Here is a 14545-nt window from a genome sequence, read left to right as displayed (position 1 = left end):
TTCAGTGTGTCAGCCACGGTCGACCCACTCGGTGGAGCTCCGCGGCTCACCCAGCCAGTCGGTGACTGGGTGACCTTTGCCTGCTCCGACCTGCTCGCCGGTGCCATGATGGCGTTCGTGGCGGTCTCCCCGGGTGACGTGCCGTTCGTCGGTCGCGTGCGCGAGCTGACGGCCCTGCGAGCCGCAGTGAGGCGGGCGGCCGAGGGCGCGCCGGGTGCCGTGCTGATCGCAGGCGAAGCGGGCGGCGGGAAGAGCCGCCTGGTCCGCGCGCTGCTGGAAGAGCCGTCCCGTCCTGAGCCACTGGTGCTCCGCACGCAGTGCGTCGACCTGGGCGACCCGGGCCTGCCCTACCTGGCTGTCGTCGACCTGGTGCGGGCGGTGCAGGCGGTGGGCGCGACCGATTCAGAGGTCGCCTCGATCCTCGACGGGCTGCCCGTGCTCACAAGGCTGACCGACCGCAACGCGGTCCGCGATGACGCCGTCGACGAGTCGCGCCGGCTCCAGGTCTTCGACGCCATGACGGCCCTGCTCGCGGGAGTCGGACGCATCCGCGGTCCCGTCCTGGTCGCCATCGAGGACCTGCAGTGGGTCGACTGGTCCTCTGCCGAGTGCTTCCGGTTCCTGCTCAGCCGGGTGCAGGCCGAACGGCTCCTCGTGGTCGCGACGGTGCGCACGGACGGGCTGGCGGGGCGGCCCCTGACGCGGCATCTCGTGAGCGAGCTGGGTCGGCTGCCGTGGGTGCAGCGCCTCGACCTGCAGCCCTTCGACGCGACAGAGGTGGCCGAGTTCCTGGCGCATCTCGACCGCGGTCCGGTCGACGCGGGGGTAGCCGACGTCGTGTTCCGCCGCACCCAGGGGAATCCCTACTACGTGCAGACCCTCGCGGCGGGAGCCCTCCACCACGGCAGGATCGACGAAGGGATGCCGCGGGGGCTGTCGGACCTCCTCGTCGGAAGGCTGGACCGGCTTCCTGACGACGTGCGCACGGTGCTGCGCTGCGCGGCGGTCGTCGGCCGCCATGCACCCGACCGGCTGCTGCGCGGCGCGGCGGGGCTGTCTGACGCCGCCGTGACGGACGCGATGGGGGTTGCCGTCGCAGAAGGGCTGGTGACGCCGGAGCGAGAGGGCTACTCGTTCACCCACGACCTGCTGCGCGACGCGGTGTACGACGACCTGCTGCCCGGCGAGCGCGCGCGGTGGCACCTCACCGTGGGGGGCGTGCTCGAGGCCTGGACCGCCGGCCCGGCTGCTCCTGCCGAGGTCGCACATCACTTCGCGCAGGCCCAGGATGCGGCCCGGGCGCTGCAGTGGTCGATCCGGGCCGCCGACGAGGCGATGCGGGTGCTGGCCCCGGGCGAGGCGCACCACCACCTGGCACAGGCACTCGAGGCATGGCCGCTGGTGGACGACCCAGCGGCGCTCGCCGGTCGATCGCAGGGCCGCGTGGCCGTGCAGGCGGCGCGGGCCGCGCGGCTCGCTGGCGAACCGACTCAGGCCATCGAGTGGGCGCGCCGGGCGATCCAGCTCTGTGACGCCGAGGGAGACGGGTCCGGAGGGGTGCAGGCGCGCGCCGAGCTCGTCCGGCAGCTCGTGGAGATCGATGCCACCGACCAGACGGTCGGGCCAGCGCAGGAGGCCGTCCGCCTTGCCGAGTCGGCCGGCGTCGACGCGAGCACCGGAGCACTCGCCCGCACGGTGCTGGCGCGGGCACTGCTGGCAGCCCGTCGTACGGACGAGGCCCGACCGCAGGCCGAGCGCGCGCTCGCTGAGGCCAAGGGTGCCGAGGTGCCCTCGCTCGAGGTGGAAGCGCTGACGACGGAGGCCTTCCTCGACGAGATCGACGGCGACCTGGAGGCCGCAGCCCGCCGACTCCGCACGGCCCTGCTGCTGGCGCGGGCAGAGGGTGAGCTGGCGGCAGAGCTGCGCGCGCACTACGCGCTGGCATCCCTCCACTACTACAACGGGGACGTGGGCGGGTCGCTGCCCGTGCTCAGGGAGGCCATGGCCCGAGTCACGGAGAGCGGCCTGCTCTGGAGCGCTCCGGGCCTCGAGCTGAGGCTGCTCCACGCTATCGCCCTCTACGCCTCGGGTGAGCTCCACGCCAGCCTGGAGGCGGCCCACGCGCCCGAGACGCGGCCACCCGACGTGGCAGCCGCGAGGCTTGCCGCGGTGGGCTGCTACGCGGCCGTCGCCTGCGGTCATCCCGATGCCGTACGACGGCTGGCCGGCCTGCGCGAGAGCTGGCACGCCGATCCACAGGTGGCCCTGGTGGCAGGCGGCTGCGAGGCCGATCACCTGGCCTGGGAGGGCGACACCGCGGGAGCGGTGGCGGTCGCCGAGCGCGCGCAGGTCCACCTGGACACCGTGGCCGGCGAAGGGATGTACGGCGGCCTCTGGTTGTCGGCCCTGGGGCTGGCTGCGCTGGCCGACGAAGCGACGACCTGCCGCCGGCGGCGCGACGAGGCCGGGGCGTCGGCCGCCCTGCGACGCGGGGACGTGCTCCTGCACCGGGTCGAGCAGCTCGTCGAGGGTGGGCACGGACGTCCCGGACTTCTGGGGCCCGAGGGCCGCGCCTGGCACGCCCGTGCGCTGGCGGAGCACGCCCGGCTGAGCGGGGAGCCAGCCGTGGAGGAGTGGCGGCGGGCTCTCGAGGCCTACGGCTACGGGCACGTCTACGAGCAGGCTCGCTGCCACTGGCGGCTGGCCGAGGCGCTCATCGCCGCCGGTGACCGGGATGCCGCCCGGAGGCACGCCGAGGCAGCGGCCGCGTCGGCCGAGCGGATGCAGGCCCTCCCGCTGCGGCGAGCCGTGGCGGCGACGGTGAGCCAGGCCCGGCTGGGCGGCGGGGAGACCACAGCGGAGTCGGTGCTGACCAGGCGGGAGCAGGACGTCCTCGCGCTGGTGGCTGAGGGGCTGACCAACCGAGAGATCGGGAAGCGGCTGTTCATCAGTGAGAAGACGGCCAGCGTGCACCTGAGCAACCTGATGGCGAAGCTGAACGTCTCCAGCCGCACCGAGGCGGTCACGGTCGCCCAGCGGCGTGGCCTGCTGGACGTCCTCTGACGTCCAGGCCCTCCCACCAGGACCTGTCCAGGGCTGAGCGGGGACGGCGTGAATTCCTCAGGTCCGGGGCGAGCCCTTAGTCCCAGAGTCGTCGCCATGCCTATCCGCACCGTGCGGAGGCGACGAGGAGGAACGAGATGGAATCTTCGTACAAGCACGAGCGGCTCGCGCGCCGGCTGTCCGGGGTGGTGCTCGACGGCAGCGCCCCCGCTGCGGCGGCCGAGACGGCCGGATTCAACACGGCAGTCGCGCACCGTCCCGCAGCAGTGGTGGCGGCGAGCAGCGCGGGAGACGTGGCGGCGGCTGTCCGCTACGCGAGCGAGGAAGGCCTCCCGGTCGCGGTCCAGGCCACCGGGCACGGGGCAGCGGTGCCCTCCGAGGGCACGGTGTTCGTCTCCACGAGGCGCATGCAGGGTGTCCACGTCGACCCGGCCACCCGGGTGGCACGGGTCGAGGCCGGAGTGCGCTGGCGGAGAGTGATCGACGCTTCCGTACCGCATGGCCTCGCACCGCTGTCCGGATCGTCCTCGGGCGTCGGGGTCGTCGGCTACACCCTCGGGGGAGGCATGGGCCACCTGGCGCGCCGCCACGGCTTCGCTGCCGACCACGTCCGGTCGATCGAGCTGGTGACCACCGGGGGAGAGGTCAGGACGGTCACCGCCGACAGCGACCCGGACCTGTTCTGGGCGGTCCGCGGCGGCCAGGCCAGGTTCGGGATCGTGACGGCGATGTCCTTCGACCTGCTCCCGGTGGCGGAGTTCTTCGGCGGCGCCATGATCTTCCCGGCGCCCGCCGTCGAAAGGGTCCTCCGCGCGTTCGCCGCCTGGGCGCCGACGATGCCGGAGGAGGTCACCACCTCGGTGGCGATCCTGCGGCTTCCCCCGGTCGAGGACGTGCCGCCACCTCTACGAGGGACCGTCAGCCTCGCCCTGCGGTTCGCGTTCACCGGCTCCCCGGAGCGTGGGCAGGCGCTCCTCGCGCCGATGCGCACGGTCGCGACCCCGGTGCTCGACACGGTGGGACCGATGTCGTACGCCGCCGTCGACAGCATCCACATGGACCCCACGGATCCGCTGCCCGCCGTCACCAGGGGCGGGCTGGTGCACTCGATGCCCGACCGCCTGGTGGACAGCCTGCTGGGGGTGGCCGGTCCCGGCGTGGACGTGCCGCTGGCTGTGGTCGAGCTCCGGCTCATGGGAGGGGCCCTCGGCCGCCCCGCGAGGGTGCCGAACGCCGTCGCGGGACGCGAGGGGGCGTTCTCGTTGTACGCCGTGGCACCGGCGCCGCCCCCGCTGATGGCCGCCGCTCTCGCGGTCACCGCCCAGGTGGTCGACGCGGTCGAGCCCTGGTCGACCGGCACGTCGCTGGTCAACTTCGCAGGCCATGCCGATGACGTGGCACGGAGCAGGGCCTGGACACCGGACACGCAGGCACGGCTGCGCCGGGTGAAGACCACCGTGGATCCGCACCACGTCTTCGGTGCCGCCCTGACGCCCTCCGCCGACCGACGGGTTCAGGCCTAGTGAGGCTCGGGCATCAGCCCGAACTGCTGGTTGCAGGTCCAGCCGGCGCAGGTCACCAGCTGGGCCCGCCGGGCCTCCAGCTCCGCGCGGACCTCTGCGTACGCCGGGTCGTCCGCGCGGTTGACCAGCTGGTGGGGGTCGAGGAGATCGTCGTAGAGGAACACGTCGGAGCCGTTGGCGCCGTAGAGGTAGCGGTCGGTGCGGACGCCGCGATAGGCCCAGCCGTCACCGGCGTCGTCGCCGGTCTGGACCAGCGTGGTGTCCCGGAAGGTCCCCGCCTGGCCGTGCAGGGCGGGCAGCAGCGACGTGCCGTCGAGCATCCACCGCGGCTCCACGCCCGCGATCGCGGCGAACGTGGCGGGCAGGTCGACCAGGGTCACGGGCAGCTCGGACGTCGCGCCACGCGAGACGTCGGGCCCCCGCACGAGCAGGGGCACCTGGAGCGCTTCGTCGGTGAGCACGTTCTTGCCGATGAAGCGGTGCTCGCCGAGCGAGTAGCCGTTGTCCGAGGTGAACACGATGTAGGTGTTGTCGAGCTCGCCGGACTCGCGCAGGGTCTCGACCAGGGACGCGACCGCCCGGTCCACGGCACGCAGGCTGCGCAGGCGCGCGCGGTGCTCGCGCACCACCTCGGCGTACGACGTCTCGCGCCGCTGGCGGAACGGTCGCGGCTGGTCGGTGACGCGGCGCTCGTTGTAGGCAGGCGTGCGCAGTGACGGCGGGAGCGCGCGGGCGAACGCCTTGCGGTCGCGCTGTGCCGCGGGCGGCATCGCCTTGCGGCCGTCGGCGAGGCGATAGTGCGGCGCCAGGTGCCACGAGTAGACGAGGAACGGCTCGTCGTCCGCTGCGAGGTCGCGCACCAGGGAGTTCGTGCGCTGGGCGATGACGTCGGTGACGTAGGAGTCCTGGAACCTGCGCGGACGGCGGTCGCCGTCGGCGAACGCGAAGTCGCGGTAGTCGTAGACGCCGCGGACCAGGGCGTCCCAGGTGGACCAGCCCGAGGGGCGCGGCTCCTCGGCGGAGTAGCCGTTGAGGAACTTGCCGACGAAACCGGTCCGGTAGCCGGCCGCGGTGAACCAGGAGCTGATCTCGTGCGTGGGGTCGAGCGCCTGGAAGCCGCCGAAGGGGCCGACGTTGTGCTGCACGCCGTTGTTCTGCGCGTACTGCCCCGTCACCAGCTGGGCGCGCGCAGGGCAGCACAGCGGGTGCGGGGAGACCGCGTCGCCGAACTCCATGCCCTGCTCGCCGAGCAGGTGGCGGGTGAGCGGCATGGCGGCCAGGTCGTCGTCGCGCATGTCGTCGGTCATCACGAAGACGATGTTCGGGCGGGCACCGGCCTCGGCCTCCTGCGCCCGCACCTGCGCCTGTGCCTGCACGACCCGGATGCCGTCCGCGTCCGCGTCCTCGACCGGGAGACCGGTCACCGCGCCGCCGAGCGCGACGAGCAGGGTGGCCAGGAGCGCGGTCATCCCGCCCCGCCACCAACCGCGCATCTCGTCCCTTGTCCTCGCTCGTACTCACGTCAAGGGTATGGGCAGGCCGGGCAGGTCCCCAAAGCGGCACCCGGGCCGCACCGTGTGAGGGGAGCGACGTCCCCGGCCGATACGCTGGGCCGCATCGTGACGCCCTGGTTGCTCCTCCTCACCTCCCTCCTGCTCATCGCGGCCTGCGGTGTGTTCGTGGCTGCCGAGTTCGCGTTCGTGACCGTCGACCGCAGCGCGGTCGACCGTGACGCCGCGGCGGGGGACAACGCGGCCAAGGGCGTCCAGTCGGCACTGCGCTCGTTGTCGACGCAGCTCTCGGGTGCCCAGGTGGGGATCACGATCACCAACCTGGCCATCGGCTTCCTGGCCGAGCCGGCGATCGCCGAGATCGTCGACACCCCACTGGCCGCGGCCGGCCTGCCCGAGGGGGCGGTCCGGCCGATCGCGATCGCCCTGGGGCTCGCGCTCGGCACGCTGCTCACGATGATCTTCGGCGAGCTGGTGCCGAAGAACCTCGCGATCGCGCGGCCGATGGAGACCGCCCGGGCCACCCAGCGGTTCCAGCGCACCTTCACCGCCGTGATGGGGTGGCCCATCCGGCTGCTCAACGGCAGCGCCAACGCGTTCGTACGCCGGCTGGGCATCGAGCCGCAGGAGGAGCTGCGGTCCGCCCGCAGCTCCACCGAGCTGGCCTCGCTCATCCAGCGCTCGGCCCACGAGGGCACCCTCGACGCCGAGACCGCCGAGCTGATGGAGCGGTCGGTGGAGTTCGGGTCGCGCACAGCGGGGGAGATCATGACGCCGCGCGTCCGCACGACCACCGTGGAGGCGGGCGACCGCGCCAGCGCGGTCATCGAGCTGGCCCGCCAGACCGGCCTGTCCCGCTTCCCGGTGCTCGATGCGGAGGACAACGTCGTCGGCACGGTCCACGTGAAGCACGCCGTCGCGCTGCCCGTGCACGAGCGCGCCACCACACGCATCAAGCACATCATGGTGAAGCCGATCGTCGTGCCCGACAGCCTCCGGCTCGACCCGCTGCTCGCGCTGCTGCGCGGCGACGGGTTCCAGATGGCGATCGTGCTGGACGAGTACGGCGGTCACGCGGGCATCGTCACGCTCGAGGACGTGGTCGAGGAGATCGTCGGGGACATCTCCGACGAGCACGACCGGCTCGGCGCGCGGGCCCGGCAGCGCCGCGACGGCACCTGGCTGCTCTCCGGCCTGCTCCGGCCCGACGAGGTCGAGGACGTCGTGGGTGTCCAGTTGCCCGAGGACGAGTCCTACGACACCCTCGGCGGCCTGGTGATGCGCGTCCTCGGCCGCGTGCCGGAGCCGGGCGACCTCGCCGAGATCGCCGTACCCGACCGGAGCGACCCGGAGGAGGTCCGAGAGAGGCTCTGCGTGCTCACCGTGGTCTCGATGGACGGGCTGCGGGTCGACCGCGTGTCGCTGCGGGTGCACGACACGGGCGACCACGAAGGTGACGGGGACTTCCAGCGTCGCTCGGGCGGGGAGGTCTCGCTATGAGCATCCTGACCGGGCTCCTCGTCACCCTCGTCCTGCTGCTCGTCAACGCGTTCTTCGTGGGCGCCGAGTTCGCGCTCATCTCCGCGCGCCGCAGCCAGATCGAGCCGCGTGCGGCGGCCGGCTCCGCGATGGCGAGGACCACGCTCAAGGCGATGGAGAACATCTCCCTCGTCATCGGGATCAACCAGCTCGGCATCACCGTGGCCTCCTTGGTGCTGGGCGCGGTGGGCGAGCCGGCGGTCGCCCATGCGCTGGAGCCGCTGTTCCACCTCGTCGGCGTGCCGGACGCACTGCTCCACCCGGTGGCGTTCGTGGTGGCGCTGGGGATCGTCGTCTACCTCCACGTCGTGATGGGGGAGATGATCCCCAAGAACATCGCGCTCGCCGGCCCCGAGCAGGCGGCCCTGTTGCTCGGGCCGCCAGTGTGGGGCATCGTCGTGGTGCTGCGCCCGGTCATCGTGGTCATCAACGCCATCGCCCGCGGGGTGCTCAAGCTGATGGGGGTGGAGCTGCGCGACGAGGTGAGCTCGTCCTACACCCGCGAGGAGGTCGCCGCGCTGGTCGAGCAGTCCCGTGGCGAGGGCCTCCTCGCGGAGGACGAATACGGCCGGCTCGCCGGGGCCCTCGGCTTCACCGAGAAGACCGTCGAGGACGTGCTGATGCCCGTGGACTCGCTGACGACAGTGGCGCGGGGCTCGACGCCCGCGGAGGTCGAGGAGGTCTGCGCGGCCACCGGGTTCAGCCGGTTCCCGGTGGAGGAGGACGGCCGACTGCTCGGCTACCTGCACATCAAGGACGTGCTCGAGGTCGACGAGGAGCGCCGCCACCGGCGGATCGACGACAAGTGGGTGCGGCCGTTGGCGTCCCTGCGGCGCGACGACCTGCTGCACGAGGCCCTCGAGACCCTCCAGCGCAAGGGAGCGCACATGGCGCGGGTGGTTAACAGCGACGGCATGCTGCTCGGGCTGGTGACCCTCGAGGACGTCATCGAGGAGCTGGTCGGCGAGATCCGCGACGCGGCCCACCACGAGTCCAGCGACGTGTGACGAGCGTAGGTAGGGTGTCGGCGACATGACCGACCCGGACCCCCGGCAGGAGACCTCCGGCCGCTCCCCGCGAGGGCACACCTCCACGCGCGTGTGGACGGTGCCCAACCTGCTCAGCATGGTGCGGCTGGCCGGCGTGCCGCTGTTCCTCTGGCTGGTGCTCGGCCCGCAGGCCGACGCCCTCGCCCTCGCCCTGCTGATGGTCATGGGGATCACCGACTTCCTCGACGGCTGGCTCGCCCGCAAGCTCGACCAGCGCTCGAGCCTGGGCGAGATCCTCGACCCGGTGGCGGACCGGCTCTACATCCTCGCCGTCGTCATCGGTCTCGCGCTGCGCGACATCATCCCGTGGTGGGTGGCGATCGCACTGCCGCTGCGCGACCTGGCCCTGTGGGCCCTGGTGCCGTTCCTGCGCACCCGCGGCTACAGCGCCCTGCCGGTGCACTTCCTCGGCAAGGCCGCGACGTTCAACCTGCTCTACGCCTTCCCCCTCCTGCTGCTGGGCGAAGGGGAGGGTGTCCTGCCCACGCTCGCGCTCGTCTTCGGCTGGGCGTTCGCCTTCTGGGGGATCGGCCTCTACTGGTGGGCCGGGGTCCTCTACGCCTGGCAGGTCCGCAAGCTGCTGCGCGACACCGAGCCGGTGCGCCGGACGGTCCGCGATGCCTGACAAGCCGCTCCCCGAGCACGTCACCACGCCCCTGCTCACCCTCATCACCACCCGATCCCTCGACGAGGACTACGCCTGGGTTGCCGCCCGCAGGCAGAAGGGAGGGCCGGTCGAGGGAAGGTCCCTGTCGTGGCTGCGGATCGGGGTGGTCGCGGTCTTCGGCTTGCTCGCGACCCTCGTCGCAGTGCAGTCCTCCCGTGACGCCGACGTGCAGGAGCTCGGCCGGGCAGCCCTGGTCTCGCGCATCGAGGAGCGGCGGGCCGAGCTCGCGGAGCTGCAGCGCGAGGTCCGGGCCATCCAGGAAGCCAACCGGGAGGCGGGCCAGCAGATCCAGGCCTTCCGCGACCAGCAGGAGGAGGCGGCCGCCCGCATCCGGCGGCTCGAGGTGCCCACCGGCTTCATCCCGGTACGCGGGGAGGGGGTCCGGATGATCATCGACGACGCACCCGGCGGCGATCCCGACTTCGAGGTGCGCGACGAGGACCTCGCCACCCTCGTCGACGGCCTCTGGGAAGCCGGCGCCGAGGCGATCGCGGTCAACGACTTCCGGCTCACGGCGCTCACCGGCATCCGGAACACCGGTCGTGCGATCCACGTCGGCGGCCGGCCGCTCACGCCGCCGTACGTCGTGGAGGCGGTCGGCGACAACTCGGCCCTGCAGGCGGACCTGCTACAGACCTCGCAGGGTGCCGAGTGGTTCACTCTGGTCAACGGACTCGGGTTCGTCTACGAGCCGGAGAACGTCGACGAGCTGCACCTCCCGGCCGCCTCGCTGCGCACCCTGCGCCACGCGGTCGAAGGGACTGCTGCCGACAACGCAGGCAAGGAGAGGGAGGTCGACCCGTGATCGCTGCGCTGGGTCTGCTGCTCGGGATCGTGGTGGGGCTGCTCTTCACTCCTGATGTCCCGCTCGGCCTCGAGCCCTACCTGCCCATCGCGGTCGTGGCGGCCCTCGACGCCGTGTTCGGCGGCCTCCGGGCCTTCCTCGACGGGATCTTCGACGACAAGGTCTTCGTCGTCTCGTTCGTGAGCAACGTGGTGATCGCGGCCGCGATCGTCTACCTCGGTGACAAGCTGGGTGTCGGTGGCCAGCTGTCCACGGGTGTCATCGTGGTGCTAGGCATCCGCATCTTCTCCAACGTCGCCGCCATCCGGAGGCACCTGTTCCATGCCTGACCAGCCGTCCGGCCCGCCGGTCGCCGACGAGCGCGACAGCGCCCGTCGCCGACTGCTCGTCGCCCTGCGGCGACCCTCGCGGGCCCAGGCCGTCGTCGCGGTGCTGCTCGCGCTGCTCGGCTTCGCCGGCGTCACCCAGGTGCGCGACAACGAGGCGAGCAACACCTACGCCGGGCTGCGCGACCAGGAGCTCATCGCGATCCTGGACGCGCTCACCGGCACCGCCGAGCGGGCGCGCTCGGAGATCGACCGGCTCGAGGCGGCCCGCAACGAGCTGCAGTCGGAGTCCAGCAGCAGGCAGGCCGCGCTCGAGCAGGCCCAGGCCCGGGTGCGGACCCTCAACATCCTCGCCGGCCTGGTGCCGGTGAGGGGTCCGGGCCTGCGGGTCACCATCACGCCCGGCAGCACGCCCGTGAGCGTGGGGTCCCTGCTCTCGACATGGTCCAGGAGCTGCGCACGGCCGACGCCGAGGCGATGGAGTTCAACGACCGGATCCGCGTCGTCGCGCAGACCTCCTTCAACGCCACCGTCAGCGGCATCGAGCTCGACGACCAGCCCCTCGAGGCGCCGTACGTCATCGACGTGGTCGGCGACCCGCACACGCTGCACGGCGGGCTCACGTTCAACTCCGGACCCATCCAGACCCTCGAGCAGTACGACGGGGCGACGGTGACGGTCCAGGAGCTCGAAGCCGTCGACGTGGAGAGCGTGCGCCAGCTCCCGCGTCCCGGCGAGGCAGAGCCCGACCAGGGCCAGTAGCCTGCCCCCCGACCACCCAGCCAGGACCAGAGCCGACGAGGAGACAGCCGTGTACCCCGAGGACCTCAAGTACACCAGCGAGCACGAGTGGGTGCGTCAGCCCGGCGAGGCCGAGGGCTCGGTGCGCATCGGCATCACCCACTTCGCGCAGGACGCCCTGGGCGACATCGTCTACGTCTCCCTGCCCGAGGTCGGCACCCAGGTCGCCGCGGGGGAGTCCTGCGGCGAGCTCGAGTCCACCAAGTCGGTCAGCGACATCTACGCACCCGTCTCCGGTGAGGTCGTCGCGCGCAACGAGGCCCTCGACGCGACCCCCGAGCTCGTCAACGACGACCCGTACGCCGGGGGGTGGCTGTTCGAGGTCGTGCCTTCGGACGCGGCCGCAGTCGACGGGCTCCTGGACGCCGCCGCCTATCAGGCCGGCCTTCAGGCCTGAGTGGTAGGTTCGGGGAAACCGTCAACCTCAACCCGCCGGTGAGGGTTGGCGGGCCTGAGCGAGATCGCACCGCGAAACCGAGGACCCGCCGAGGAGGGGCCACATGCCGTTCTGCACCGCCTGTGGGAAGCAGAACCCCGACGATGCCCGCTTCTGCTCCCAGTGCGGCACGCGCCTCGTGACCCAAGAGGCCGCTTCCTCGTCGGGCGGCAGCGACGCTACCTCCACGATCACCTTCGGCGCGCCTGCCCGCTCGGACACGTCCGACCGGCAGCTCAGCCCGGTGGACGCGGCGGCGGTCGACGCCCTCCCGCCGGGGCACGCGCTCCTCGTGGTGCAGCGGGGCCCGAGCGCGGGCAGCCGCTTCCTCCTCGATTCCGACGTGACTGGTGCGGGACGCCATCCCGACAGCGAGATCTTCCTCGACGACGTGACGGTCTCCCGCCGCCACGCGGAGTTCCACCGCGACGGCAACACCTTCTCGGTGCGCGACGTCGGCAGCCTCAACGGCACCTACGTCAACCGCGACCGCATCGACTCGGTGCAGCTCAAGGACGGCGACGAGGTGCAGATCGGGAAATACCGCCTCGTGTTCTTCTCGGCCCACACGGACAGCTGACCGTGACGGCCGCGAGCGCCTCCTCGGGGGCCGCCCGAGCCCGGATGAACATCGGCCAGGTGCTCGAGCAGCTCCGCGTCGACTATCCCGAGGTGACGATCCCCAAGATCCGGTTCCTCGAGGACAAGGGCCTGATCAAGCCGGAGCGCACGCCGGCGGGCTACCGCAAGTTCAGCACCGCCGACGTCGAGCGGCTGCGCTACATCCTGCGCATGCAGCGCGACCACTACCTCCCGCTCAAGGTGATCGGCGAGCACCTGGACGCCATCGACCGGGGCCTGGAGCCGCCGCCGATCGAGCCCGTCGTGCCGACCGTGCCGCAGGTCGCCCTGGCCGCGGACGGGATGCCCTCGCCCGACTCGTTCGCCCGCACGTCGAACCTGCGGCTGTCCCGCCGCGAGCTCGTCAAGATCGCCGAGATCTCCGAGGAGCTGCTCACCCAGCTCGAGCAGTTCGGGCTCATCTCGCCGCGCCCCGGCACCGGCCACTACGACACCGACGCGCTCGTGGTCGCGAGGACGGCCCGGGAGCTGGCCGACTACGGCTTCGAGCCTCGCCACCTGCGCGCCTTCAAGACCGCGGCCGACCGCGAGGTCGGCCTCGTGGAGCAGGTCGTCGCCCCGCTCCAGCGCGGACGGGACGCCTCCGCGCGCGGACGTGCCGAGGACGCCACGAGCCAGATCGCGGCACTATCGGTGCGCCTGCACGCCACCCTGGTCAAGACCGGCCTCAAGCGCCGCTGACCGGTCCGCCCGGAGGCGTGCGGGCCGGGGGTACTGTGGAGATGTGCGCGAAGTAGACGTCATCGGTGTCCGCGTCGAGATGCCCACCAACCAGCCGATCGTGCTGTTGCGAGAGGTCGCCGGCGAGCGCTACCTGCCGATCTGGATCGGGGCCGTCGAGGCCACCGCGATCGCCTTCGCCCAGCAGGGCGTCGTACCCCCGCGGCCGCTGACGCACGACCTCATGCGCGACGTCCTCGAGGCCACCGGGCAGACCCTGTCCGAGGTCCAGATCACCGAGGTCAAGGACGGCGTCTTCTACGCCGCACTCATCTTCGGCTCGGGGGCGGAGGTCAGCGCGCGGCCGTCCGACTCCATCGCCCTGGCGCTGCGCACCGGCTCCCGGATCGTGGTGTCGGAAGAGGTGCTGGACGAGGCCGGCCTGGCGGTGCCCGTCGAGCAGGAGGACGAGGTCGAGCGCTTTCGGGAGTTCCTCGACCACGTCTCGCCGGAAGACTTCGAGGCCGGCGGTCCCGCGCACTGACCTCACCCTCAACCTGAGGTTGAGAGTTGCGACACGCCGTGTGGCACGTTGACCAGTGCGCTCCCGGCCGCTTACCTTGAACTGTCTCTGTTGTAACTCCATCGTTGTGGTTGCCCGCACCTCCGCACCCGCCGCGTCTCCCCGGGAGTTACGGCCAACGGAGTAAAGGACCGTGGAGGGTCGCTGTGGCTGTGAACGAGAACGAGCTGGGCCAGACGGACGCCGGCAAGGCGGCCGAGCTGGCCGACGAGCAGGGACTGCTGTTCACCGACGACGTGTCGACGCTCCCGAGCGACCTCGGCTACCGCGGCCCCACGGCGTGCAACGCCGCCGGCATCACCTACCGCCAGCTCGACTACTGGGCCCGCACCGGACTGGTCGAGCCCACCGTGCGCGGCGCCTCCGGTTCCGGCTCGCAGCGCCTCTACAGCTTCCGCGACATCCTGCTCCTCAAGGTCGTCAAGCGCCTGCTCGACGCCGGCATCTCGCTGCAGCAGATCCGCACCGCGGTGCAGCACCTGCGCGAGCGCGGCACCGACGACCTGACCCGCGTGACCCTGATGAGCGACGGCGCCTCGGTCTACGAGTGCACCAGCAACGACGAGGTCATCGACCTCCTGCAGGGCGGCCAGGGCGTCTTCGGCATCGCGATCGGCGGCGTCTGGCGCGAGATCGAAGGCACCCTCTCCGACCTCCCGAGCGAGCGCACCGGTGATGCCGCAGAGGCAGCGGCGGCCAGCGACGAGCTCGCTGCCCGCCGGGCGGCGCGAAAGATCGGCTGACGCCGGACTCCCGGTAGACTCGGTTCCGCCGTTCATCCCACGCGGGAGAGTCCTCGAGCGAGTCGGGGCGCCGAAGGGGCAATTCCTCCCCGGAACCTCTCAGGCACCAGGACCGCGTGGAGCAGGCAACTCTGAAGGGACGCTCCGGCGGGCCGACAGAGGGGGAGGCGTCCCCGCCCGCGACCCTGGGAGCCTTT

At 72.1% G+C, this 14545-nt stretch carries 15 protein-coding genes and 1 riboswitch; of the genes, 13 read left to right on the top strand and 2 right to left on the bottom strand.

Translation table 11 applies throughout. The features are described 5' to 3' along the window. The first annotated feature begins 6 nt into the window (after positions 1 to 6). Together DDE18_RS23950 and DDE18_RS06755 are read left to right on the top strand one after the other, a co-directional pair. The gene (locus tag DDE18_RS23950; RefSeq protein ID WP_133241178.1) at positions 7 to 3063 is read left to right on the top strand and encodes a helix-turn-helix transcriptional regulator; all 3057 of its coding nucleotides are present in this window, start codon (positions 7 to 9) and stop codon (positions 3061 to 3063) included. Between the two features lie 137 nt (positions 3064 to 3200). Continuing rightward, entirely contained in the window at positions 3201 to 4586 is a 1386-nt protein-coding gene (locus DDE18_RS06755; protein ID WP_116571447.1) for an FAD-binding oxidoreductase, read from the top strand. Here DDE18_RS06755 and DDE18_RS06750 read toward each other — a convergent pair. Then, entirely contained in the window at positions 4583 to 6055 is a 1473-nt protein-coding gene (locus DDE18_RS06750) for a sulfatase family protein (protein ID WP_116571446.1), read from the bottom strand. The two genes, DDE18_RS06755 and DDE18_RS06750, sit on opposite strands and share 4 nt — an antisense overlap. A gap of 150 nt (positions 6056 to 6205) precedes the next feature. On the opposite strand from DDE18_RS06750, the gene DDE18_RS06745 reads away from it, so the two are divergent. The 5 genes from DDE18_RS06745 to DDE18_RS06725 are packed head-to-tail and all read left to right on the top strand — an operon-like array spanning position 6206 to position 10486. Further along, positions 6206 to 7597, top strand: coding sequence for a hemolysin family protein (locus tag DDE18_RS06745; protein ID WP_116571445.1), 1392 nt, complete (start codon positions 6206 to 6208; stop codon positions 7595 to 7597). Further along, entirely contained in the window at positions 7594 to 8643 is a 1050-nt protein-coding gene (locus tag DDE18_RS06740) for a hemolysin family protein (RefSeq protein ID WP_116571444.1), read from the top strand. The genes DDE18_RS06745 and DDE18_RS06740 overlap by 4 nt, the downstream gene beginning before the upstream one ends. A 25-nt stretch (positions 8644 to 8668) precedes the next feature. Then, positions 8669 to 9310: a cardiolipin synthase ClsA gene (clsA, locus tag DDE18_RS06735; RefSeq protein WP_116571443.1), complete on the top strand. Its 642-nt coding sequence runs from the start codon at positions 8669 to 8671 to the stop codon at positions 9308 to 9310. After that, entirely contained in the window at positions 9303 to 10157 is an 855-nt protein-coding gene (locus DDE18_RS06730) for a DUF881 domain-containing protein (protein ID WP_116571442.1), read from the top strand. Before clsA ends, DDE18_RS06730 begins: the two co-directional genes overlap by 8 nt. Then, positions 10154 to 10486: a small basic family protein gene (locus tag DDE18_RS06725; protein WP_116571441.1), complete on the top strand. Its 333-nt coding sequence runs from the start codon at positions 10154 to 10156 to the stop codon at positions 10484 to 10486. Before DDE18_RS06730 ends, DDE18_RS06725 begins: the two co-directional genes overlap by 4 nt. 165 nt (positions 10487 to 10651) lie before the next feature. Here the strand turns inward: DDE18_RS06725 and DDE18_RS06720 are convergent, their stop codons facing one another. Beyond that, on the bottom strand, positions 10652 to 10894 hold the full coding sequence (locus tag DDE18_RS06720; RefSeq protein ID WP_116571440.1) for a hypothetical protein: 243 nt from the start codon (positions 10892 to 10894) through the stop codon (positions 10652 to 10654). Between the two features lie 30 nt (positions 10895 to 10924). Between DDE18_RS06720 and DDE18_RS06715 the strand changes: the two genes are divergently transcribed. The 6 genes from DDE18_RS06715 (at position 10925) to DDE18_RS06690 (ending at position 14348) form a co-directional block, all read left to right on the top strand. Continuing rightward, the gene (locus tag DDE18_RS06715) at positions 10925 to 11245 is read left to right on the top strand and encodes a DUF881 domain-containing protein (protein WP_116571439.1); all 321 of its coding nucleotides are present in this window, start codon (positions 10925 to 10927) and stop codon (positions 11243 to 11245) included. A 49-nt stretch (positions 11246 to 11294) separates the two neighbouring features. Beyond that, complete coding sequence (gene gcvH, locus DDE18_RS06710) at positions 11295 to 11681, top strand: glycine cleavage system protein GcvH (protein WP_116571438.1); 387 nt, start codon at positions 11295 to 11297, stop codon at positions 11679 to 11681. A gap of 103 nt (positions 11682 to 11784) precedes the next feature. Then, positions 11785 to 12300 (top strand): zinc-ribbon and FHA domain-containing protein, encoded by a 516-nt coding sequence (locus tag DDE18_RS06705; RefSeq protein ID WP_116571437.1) that lies wholly within the window; start codon positions 11785 to 11787, stop codon positions 12298 to 12300. A 2-nt stretch (positions 12301 to 12302) separates the two neighbouring features. Then, positions 12303 to 13043, top strand: coding sequence for a transcriptional regulator FtsR (ftsR, locus tag DDE18_RS06700; RefSeq protein ID WP_245916484.1), 741 nt, complete (start codon positions 12303 to 12305; stop codon positions 13041 to 13043). Positions 13044 to 13086: 43 nt separating this feature from the next. Then, positions 13087 to 13566 (top strand): bifunctional nuclease family protein, encoded by a 480-nt coding sequence (locus DDE18_RS06695; RefSeq protein WP_116571435.1) that lies wholly within the window; start codon positions 13087 to 13089, stop codon positions 13564 to 13566. A 191-nt stretch (positions 13567 to 13757) separates the two neighbouring features. Further along, positions 13758 to 14348 (top strand): MerR family transcriptional regulator, encoded by a 591-nt coding sequence (locus DDE18_RS06690; protein ID WP_211754449.1) that lies wholly within the window; start codon positions 13758 to 13760, stop codon positions 14346 to 14348. Between the two features lie 32 nt (positions 14349 to 14380). After that, positions 14381 to 14473, top strand: a riboswitch (glycine riboswitch). Positions 14474 to 14545: the final 72 nt, after the last annotated feature.

Origin of the sequence: Nocardioides gansuensis, assembly GCF_003076135.1 — a bacterium.
Taxonomy (GTDB): Bacteria; Actinomycetota; Actinomycetes; order Propionibacteriales; family Nocardioidaceae; genus Nocardioides; species Nocardioides gansuensis.
This window is presented reverse-complemented; position numbering and strand designations above follow the sequence as displayed.